Origin of the sequence: Bacillus sp. JJ1562 (assembly GCF_036962705.1) — a bacterium.
Lineage (GTDB): Bacteria > Bacillota > Bacilli > Bacillales > Bacillaceae_L > Ferdinandcohnia.
This window is the reverse complement of sequence record NZ_JBALOQ010000023.1, coordinates 1-7,160: the sequence shown is the minus strand read 5'-3', so window position 1 is coordinate 7,160 and position 7,160 is coordinate 1. Positions and strand designations below refer to the sequence as shown.

7 protein-coding genes are annotated in these 7,160 nt (G+C 38.9%); 5 read left to right on the top strand and 2 right to left on the bottom strand.

Annotation, left to right across the window (positions count from 1 at the left end):
* Nucleotides 1–645: 645 nt before the first annotated feature.
* The 5 genes from V7097_RS15605 (at nucleotide 646) to V7097_RS15585 (ending at nucleotide 4,705) form a co-directional block, all read left to right on the top strand.
* The gene (locus tag V7097_RS15605; protein WP_438824243.1) at nucleotides 646–1,602 is read left to right on the top strand and encodes a metal ABC transporter solute-binding protein, Zn/Mn family; all 957 of its coding nucleotides are present in this window, start codon (nucleotides 646–648) and stop codon (nucleotides 1,600–1,602) included.
* Nucleotides 1,599–2,354 carry a metal ABC transporter ATP-binding protein gene (locus V7097_RS15600; RefSeq protein ID WP_335704558.1) on the top strand — a complete coding sequence of 252 codons (756 nt, stop codon included), beginning with the start codon at nucleotides 1,599–1,601 and terminating at the stop codon, nucleotides 2,352–2,354. Before V7097_RS15605 ends, V7097_RS15600 begins: the two co-directional genes overlap by 4 nt.
* Complete coding sequence (locus V7097_RS15595; protein WP_335704557.1) at nucleotides 2,332–3,252, top strand: metal ABC transporter permease; 921 nt, start codon at nucleotides 2,332–2,334, stop codon at nucleotides 3,250–3,252. Before V7097_RS15600 ends, V7097_RS15595 begins: the two co-directional genes overlap by 23 nt.
* Nucleotides 3,249–4,142 carry a metal ABC transporter permease gene (locus tag V7097_RS15590; RefSeq protein WP_335704556.1) on the top strand — a complete coding sequence of 298 codons (894 nt, stop codon included), beginning with the start codon at nucleotides 3,249–3,251 and terminating at the stop codon, nucleotides 4,140–4,142. Before V7097_RS15595 ends, V7097_RS15590 begins: the two co-directional genes overlap by 4 nt.
* 197 nt (nucleotides 4,143–4,339) lie before the next feature.
* Complete coding sequence (locus V7097_RS15585) at nucleotides 4,340–4,705, top strand: metal-dependent transcriptional regulator (protein ID WP_335704555.1); 366 nt, start codon at nucleotides 4,340–4,342, stop codon at nucleotides 4,703–4,705.
* A 97-nt stretch (nucleotides 4,706–4,802) separates the two neighbouring features.
* Here the strand turns inward: V7097_RS15585 and V7097_RS15580 are convergent, their stop codons facing one another.
* Both V7097_RS15580 and V7097_RS15575 read right to left on the bottom strand, forming a co-directional pair.
* Entirely contained in the window at nucleotides 4,803–5,636 is an 834-nt protein-coding gene (locus tag V7097_RS15580; protein ID WP_335704554.1) for an NAD(P)-dependent oxidoreductase, read from the bottom strand.
* Nucleotides 5,637–5,773: 137 nt separating this feature from the next.
* On the bottom strand, nucleotides 5,774–7,096 hold the full coding sequence (locus V7097_RS15575) for a GntP family permease (protein ID WP_335704553.1): 1,323 nt from the start codon (nucleotides 7,094–7,096) through the stop codon (nucleotides 5,774–5,776).
* Nucleotides 7,097–7,160: the final 64 nt, after the last annotated feature.

Sequence of the window (7,160 nt, the reverse complement as noted above, 5' to 3'; positions counted from 1 at the left end):
GGAACTCCGTTTCGAAATCTCCTTCATAAGCCCAGTGAAGGCCATACCGAGCGAAAACCATGTTCAAAAAGTCCTTCATAAGCCCGATGAAGACCATTCCGAGCGAAAACCATGTTCAAAAAGTCCTTCATAGGTCCGATGAAGACCATTCCGAGCGGAAAACAGATTCGAAAAGTCCTTCATAAGCCTGATGAAGACCATTCTAGGCGAAAATCATGTTCGAAAAGGTCTTCATAAGCTCGATGAAGACCAATCTGAGCGAAAATCATGTTCGAAATGGTGTTCATAAGCCCAATGAAGAGGATTCGTCGAGAAAATCGCCATCCAATTTCCGTTCATTAACCCAATGAAGCGCAATTGGAGTAAAAGTTTTTTTCGAAAAACACTTCATTAGCCGGATGAAAACCGGAACGAACAAATCCCCACAAATCAACGCTCTTTCATGAATTGTCCTCACAACACATTTTTTATTACCGTCACGAAAGAAATGGAATATTTTTAAAATAATACTTGACAAGACTTGCTTTTAGGAACTAATCTTTCTTTAAGGAAACATTTTAGCTTGCGTGAAAAACGGACAAATTTTTTTACCCAAAAAGTTTCCTTAGGGAAACATTTATTCATTAATGCAAGGAGGAACCGAAATTGAAAAAAGGAAAAACTGCTTTCGGTCTATTTATTTTAGGGTTAGTAATGGCTGTGTCGTTAATGGGATGCACCAGTTCCGCAACTAAAACGAATGAAACGGCACGAGACGACGTCATTCAAATTGTAACGACAATCGCACAAATCGGAGAACCAATCCAAATAATTGGCGGTGACCGTGTAAAGGTGACAAGTTTAATGGGGCCAGGTGTGGATCCGCATTTGTATAAAGCCACTCAAGGTGATATCACAAAACTGCAAAACGCAGACGTTATTTTATATAGCGGTCTGCATCTTGAAGGAAATATGGGAGAAATCTTTTCGAAGCTAAAAGAAACTAAACATACATTTGCACTTGGAGAGTCCATCGATAAGGGACGATTATTAGTGGGTGATAAAGGTGCGATTGATCCACATATTTGGTTTGATATAGATATTTGGAAGGATGCATTAGTAAATGCTACAGAGGAATTGAAAAGCTTTTCTCCCGAGAATGCAGATTATTTCGAACAAAACAAAAAGAAGTATATGAAAAAAATCGAGGAATTAAAAACGGATACGATTGAGAAAATGTCGGGAATTCCAAAAGAACAACGTATCCTAGTGACCGCCCATGATGCGTTTGGCTATTTTGGTCGGATGTATGACATTGAGGTTGTTGGCTTGCAAGGGCTAAGTACGGAGGATGAAGTTGGTTTGTCTGATATACAATCAACTGTCGATTTGCTGATTGAAAAGCAAGTTCCCGCTGTATTTGTAGAAAGTAGTATTAACCAGAATTCCATAAAAGCCGTTATTGAAGGTGCTAGTAAAAAGGGACTTAAAGTTAAGCTAGGTGGAGAGCTTTTTTCAGATGCAATGGGTCAAGCGGGAACTGAGGATGGCACCTATCTTGGTATGTATCAGCATAATGTAACAACAATCTACAATGGATTAACAGGGAGTGTGGAACAATGAATGTCCTACAAGTCGACCAAATAAGTGCATCCTATCGAAAAAATACAGTTCTTCATGATGTGAATTTTACAATCAAGCAAGGATCGCTCACAAGTATCGTGGGACCTAATGGAGCAGGTAAATCGACTCTCATCAAGGTGTTACTTGAACTGCATCCACGATTATCAGGTACTACATCCTTTTTTGAAACATCCTTAAAAAGGGCAAAAACAAGAGTCGGATACGTTCCACAACGGGGTTCGGTTGATTGGGATTTTCCAACAGATGCATTAGATGTTGTGATGATGGGAATGTATGGCCAAATCGGTTGGGTGAAGTGGCCAAATAAACGCCATAAAGATAAAGCCCTTGAGGCATTGGATAAAGTGGGGATGGCAGATTACGCAAACCGCCAAATTAGTGAATTGTCGGGCGGGCAGCAGCAACGTGTCTTTCTAGCAAGAGCATTGATCCAAGATGCTGATTTGTATTTCATGGACGAACCGCTTGCTGGTGTTGATGCAGCAACAGAACGTGCAATCATGACGATTTTAAGAGAATTAAAAAATGAAGGGAGAACCGTATTAGTTGTCCATCATGATCTCCAAACGGTAGAGGATTATTTTGACCAAGTCTTGTTTTTAAATCGAACTGTCATTGCACATGGCGATGTCCAGGCAACGTTCACAGTGAAAAACATTGAAAAAACGTATGGTGGAACTTTTCGGTTAATAAAGGAGGGAGTTGGCATTGTTACTCCTACAATCAAGTAATTTTCAATGGGTACTCTTTAGTACTCTGCTTCTTGGGATTGCTTCAGGTCTAGTCGGTTGTTTAGCATACTGGAAAAAGCAAAGCTTAATTAGTGATGCACTATCACATGCTGCCCTACCTGGTGTTGTCATTGCATTTATGTTGTTTCAAATGAAAGACTTGTTTGTCCTTATATTTGGCGCAGGTATCAGTGCCCTTCTTGGTGCATTATTAATTATTCTGATCAAATCAACGACCCGTATTACGGAGGACACGGCGATGGGGATGATATTATCGGTCTTTTTCGGAGGGGGCATTGTTCTTTTAACACTTGTAAATCGAACCGCTCAAGGTAATCAAGCGGGGTTAGATACGTTTATCTTTGGTCAGGCAGCATCCATGATCAGTTCAGATGTAATCCTCATGTCGATTCTCGCGATAGTTGTTATTATGATCATCATCGTTGGTTTCAAGGAGTGGAAATTGTTTTTATTTGATCCCCATTTTGCAAAGGGGCTAAACCTTTCGATAAAAGGATTGAATCTTATCTATTTACTCCTTCTTGTGATGACGATTGTCATTGGCATCCAGGCTGTCGGTGTGATATTAATGTCTGCACTTATCATCATACCGCCTGTTAGTGCACGCTATTGGACGCACTCCTTTAAGACGATGATGTGGTTATCGGGGATATTTGGAGGAGTGGCAGGAGCGATAGGAACGACGATTAGTACCTTAGGAACAAGTTTGCCAACGGGACCCTTCATTGTCATAACGTCTGGAACCATATTTTTAATCTCTTTATTTTTTGGACGTAAAAAGGGAATGGTCGTTGAATATATAATGCGTCGAAATAAGCAGAAGGAAATATACGAACAAATTGTTTCGCCTTCCTATGTAAAGGAGGGAAATCGATGACATATACCGCCTTGATTCTTTTAACAGCTTCATTAGTGGGTGTTTCCTGTGGCATTGTCGGTGTGTTCCTCATCTTACGGAGGATGGCGATGATGGCTGATGCAATCAGTCATACCGTCTTACTTGGGATCGTGATGGCGTATATATTAACCCATAGCTTAAGTGGGATTCACATGTTAATTGGTGCTGCGATTTCAGGAATGTTGACCACCTATTTTGTGCAATGGTTTCATTCAAGAGGAGTTCAGCAGGAAGCATCAATTGGGGTTGTTTTTACAACACTCTTTGCACTTGGGGTTATTCTGATTGCTACAAAGGTAGGGAATGCTCACCTTGATGTTCAGCACGCATTAATGGGGGAAATTACGTTTGTTCCTTGGAATATCATCCATGTACCACTAATAGGGGAAATACCGTTAGCAACGTTTATGCTCCTTTGTGTTTTACTATTAGTCATTCTTGTGATCGGGCTGTTTTACAAGGAGTGGAAACTTACAACCTTTGATCCGGCACTTGCAGCGAGTATCGGAATCCCGGTGCTTTCGATGCATTATTTGTTTATGACGCTCGTTTCTGTAACAACGGTTGCGGCTTTCGATGCAGTGGGGGCGATTATGGTGGTTGCGATGCTTATTACACCAGCGGCATCTGCCTATCTCTGGACTGACAAACTCCTTGTTATGCTCGGGTTAAGCTCAATGTTTGGAATTATATCTGCGATTGGAGGATATTATTTCGCTCTCTGGATTGATACTTCGATTTCGGGTTCAATGGCATTTGCGACAGGGGGGATTTTCTTCATTAGCTTTCTCTTATCACCACGACACGGAATGCTTTCGAATTGGCTGCGCCCAGGAAGCACGGATCCATCATCCCACCTTGGACGATAGAGACCCGTTGGGAACATGTAGTAGAAAGGATGGTGTGAACATGCAAAGAAGTTCAAGAATCAACTCGAAAATAGTGAAATACTCCATTATTCTAAAGGCTTTAGGAATAATTGACAGAGATGACTTTCAAAAAATAATAGGTAGCTGTTCTAATGAATTTCTGGAATCAGATGATTGATTAAAGGAGGTGTTGAAGTATGATTTCCGCTAAGCGGGAAACATACCTTTTAGAGATATATGCAAATTTAAATGAAGAAGGTTTTACGCGTGTATCTCAATTAGCGAAGTCATTGAATGTTTCCGTTCCCTCCGCATCAAAAATGGCAAAGAAGCTAAAAGAGGATGGCCTTATTGAATTTCAGCGTTATGGGATGCTTACACTCACAGAAAAAGGAGATCAATTGGCTAAGCAATTGGCATTAAACCATGAAATCCTCTATCGTTTCTTTCAATTAATAAAAGTGAAGGATGAGGAGATTGAAGATGAAGTTAAAAAGATAGAATCACATATTAGTAATGACGTCATAACCAAACTTGATGCGTTTCTATCAAGTGACAAATGATACATGAATTAAAAGCATCCCACTTCTGTCTAATCAAACAAAAAGGGATGCTTTTATTCTCATGCGTACATTAAAATTTATAGCATTAACCTAATTATTACGCTTTTGGTTTCTCTTTGCCCATAGAGTCAAATAATTGTGTAGATGATAAGGCATTAAATGGCATAGATATATTATGTTTAATTCCTTGGTTATAAGACGCGATTAAGTCTTTAAGTAGAACGGCCAAGGCAGTGTCTGCTGTCCATTCAGAAACATCGCTCCAATTTCTCGCGACCCAACTATCACCAGTACTTACTTGTAATAAGTTTATTACCTCTTCTTGAGGTAAGTTGTAATGATTCGCTAATTTAAGTCCTTCAGCCACAGCGTTCATGTTAATCCCTAAGATAAGGTTGTTAATTAATTTTGCTACTTGGCTGTTACCTGGTTCGCTACCGTAGTAGAATGTGTTAGAACCAATCGCATCAAAGTATGGTTGGAAAGACTTTACAATCTCTTCTTTACCAGATGTCATAATTGATAGTGTTCCAGCTTGAGCACCTGAAGCTCCTCCACTTACCGCTGCAGAGATTAATGTTAATTCACTTTCTCCTTCGACTTTTTCACCTAATTCATTCATTGTTTGAGGATCAAGTGTACTCATGACAATAACTGTTTTATTTTTTGGTTGTGCAGACAATAGACCATTTTCACCGAAAATAACCTCAACATTTTGTGCATAGTCACGAACCATTGAGATAATTGCTTCGTCAGCTTGTTCTGCCACTTCTTTTAACGTTTCTACCATTGTAAATCCAGCAGCTTCTGCTTTCTCATAAACACCTTTATATGCATCATAACCGATTACTTCAAATCCAGCTTTCTTTAAATTAGCTGCCATCGGGAAGCCCATTGTTCCTAATCCTACAAATCCAATTTTTTTACTCATGATGAAATCCTCCTATATGTTATAAATTATTTCTATTGTATTAATGAAATCTATCACATGAAAAACTTTAGTCTAAAGTTCTTAATGTATCGTTAAGTTGTATAGTTCGTAACAAGAGACTTGCTACAGTTAAATAATTAAGCTAAACCTAAGATTGCCATGGTAACGATAACGGCCATTGCAATCCAGTGGGTAACACTTATACTAATAAATCCATTTTTGAAGGTGTCTTTCATAGTTAATCCCGTTAAATTATTAAATATAATCAAGAATCCAGAGTAAGGAACAATTGATAGAGCTCCAGATCCAATTGCGATTGCGCGGTGAACGGTTTCTGGGTCTAATCCCATTTCCAAATAAATAGGGGCGAAATTCGCAACAGAAATGCCGATTGCTCCTACAGCTGAAGCAGTAATACCACCGATAAGACCTGTACCAATCATTAATGAGAGTACGGGAGGTCCAGGAATGGATTGAATCAATTGAAATACACCCTTAAACGCCGGAACACTTGTTGCAATGCTACCAAATGCAATTGTACTACCCGTTGTTATCGTTGATGATAACGATTCGTTTGCACCTTGATTTAATACCCCTTTTTGCTGATCAATTTGTTTACGGAATAATAGAGCACTCAAAAGAATAGCAGCAATTAAAGCGACAATAATGATGTTACTCACAGAACTAAATAGTAAAATGATGCCTAATAACACAATGATAGGTAGTAAACTTATAATGAATGATGGGAGGTCACGTTTAGATGTCTCATCATCACTACTTTTAACCTTCTCATCCACAATAAATGTCTCATTTTTACGCAAGCTTTTGGCAAGTGAGAATTTCATAAATACTAGTATGAAGATAACGGCTGCGATGGAAGTGACGATTCCAAGTAACGGAGCAGCAGTTAATGTGGTTCCCAAAGTCGTTGAAGGCACAATATTGTGTAATGAAGGTGCCCCAGGCAACATCGTCATCGTGAAAGTTGAAGTCCCACCAAATACAGGAATGGTAACTAATTTCCATGAAATATTAAGTTGTCTGAAAATGGGTTTAGCCATTGGAATTAATGCGAAAATGATGACGAATACATTAATACCACCGTAAGTAAGAATGGCAGAAATAATAAATAATGCCACTAATGCTTTGTACGGGTTCTTGGTTCCGACCACAGACAATACTTTATTTGCAATTGAAATCGTAGCCCCACTTTTATCCATGTATTTCGCTAATATAGAACCTAATAAGAAGATAGCGAAATTGGATGCAATAAACCCAGCAAGTGCCGTCATATACGAATTTTCTTTGCCAAATACGGTTTCTAGTATAGGCACATCGTTAAACAGCAACACGACAATCGTCGCTATGGGTGCAGCAACGATGATATTGAACTTTTTAATAATAAAGAGAATGATTGTTACTATACCTAACAAGATTCCCAGTATACCTAATATATCCATTATAAATTCCCCTTTATTCTCTAGCTGTTAAGGATAATAAGTAAGTATCTATTATTTTGAATAT

Excerpts from the sequence above, each read along its gene's own strand:
- V7097_RS15600 (WP_335704558.1), top strand. The coding sequence starts at position 1,599 with ATGAATGTCCTACAAGTCGACCAAATAAGTGCATCCTATCGAAAAAAT.
- V7097_RS15590 (WP_335704556.1), top strand. The coding sequence starts at position 3,249 with ATGACATATACCGCCTTGATTCTTTTAACAGCTTCATTAGTGGGTGTT.
- V7097_RS15585 (WP_335704555.1), top strand. The coding sequence starts at position 4,340 with ATGATTTCCGCTAAGCGGGAAACATACCTTTTAGAGATATATGCAAAT.
- V7097_RS15580 (WP_335704554.1), bottom strand. The coding sequence starts at position 5,636 with ATGAGTAAAAAAATTGGATTTGTAGGATTAGGAACAATGGGCTTCCCG.
- V7097_RS15575 (WP_335704553.1), bottom strand. The coding sequence starts at position 7,096 with ATGGATATATTAGGTATACTGGGAATCTTGTTAGGTATAGTAACAATC.